The sequence below is a fragment of the Stackebrandtia soli genome, from assembly GCF_965137155.1.
GTDB classification, from domain to species: Bacteria; Actinomycetota; Actinomycetes; order Mycobacteriales; family Micromonosporaceae; genus Stackebrandtia; species Stackebrandtia soli.
In genome coordinates, this window is record NZ_CBCRZX010000094.1 from 1 (window position 1) to 958 (window position 958).

The window sequence follows — 958 nt, forward strand, 5'->3', positions numbered from 1 at the left end:
GGGGTGGGTGGGTCGAAAGTTTGCGGGTGTCGGTTCGATGGTTGCGCGGATTGTTCGTCGGCTCGGTGGGGTTCGTCGTGGTGTGGACTGGTGATTGATCTGCGGATGTTTCCGTGGGGAGAGCCTTGGTCGCGTGCGAACCCTCGCCGATCGCCCGGCCTCCGTTGTTCGGCTAGGGTGGCGGCTTCTAAGGAGGGGTCGTCGTGAGTGCTTTGCAGACGTTGGATCGTGGCCTGCGGGCGTTGGAGATCGTGTCGTTGGCTCCGGCGGGCATCTCGGTCGCGGACCTGGCGCGGGAACTCGACGTCCACCGGGCGATCTGCTACCGGATCGTGTCCACGTTGGAATCTCGGGGAATGGTGTCGCGCACCGAGGACGGGCGGATCCGGCTCGCCGTGGGGGTCGCGGTGCTGGCGTCCCGATTCGAGCCGCAACTGCGGGACGAGCTGCGGGCGTTGCTGCGTCGGCTCGCGGAAGGCGCCCGGGCGACGGCGTTCCTGTCCGCGGCGGACGGCCCGGACTGCGTCGTACTGATGGTCACCGAGCCGACGGGGGAACTGCTCACCGTCGGGTACCGGGTCGGAAGTCGGCACCCGCTGACGCGAGGCGCCGCCGGAATCGCGATCCTCGCGGCGCGCCCCGAACGGCCCGAGGACACCGACGAGGTGCGCGCCGCCAGACGGGACGGCTACAGCGTCACCCGGGCACAGCTGGAACAGGGGGCGACGGGGGTCGCGACGGGCATCCGAGTCCGATCCGGTGTGGACGGTGGGGCGCTGATCGAGCGGAGCATCGGCGTCGTCGCCATCGACGGTCTCGACCTGGACCGGGCGGTCGAGGTCGTGCGCCGCAGCGGGGTCGAACTGGCCGGACTGTTCGGGGTGGCCGACGGCGGGTCGTAACGCGTCTCGCTGTTGGGGGATGCCGTGGGGGTTCTTGGGGTCCTTGCGGGTTATTG

At 69.8% G+C, this 958-nt stretch carries 1 protein-coding gene; it reads left to right on the top strand.

Features of this window, described 5'->3' with window-relative positions:
- Positions 1 to 203 precede the first annotated feature (203 nt).
- Entirely contained in the window at positions 204 to 902 is a 699-nt protein-coding gene (locus ACM9NP_RS23940; protein WP_415649040.1) for an IclR family transcriptional regulator, read from the top strand.
- Positions 903 to 958 lie beyond the last annotated feature (56 nt).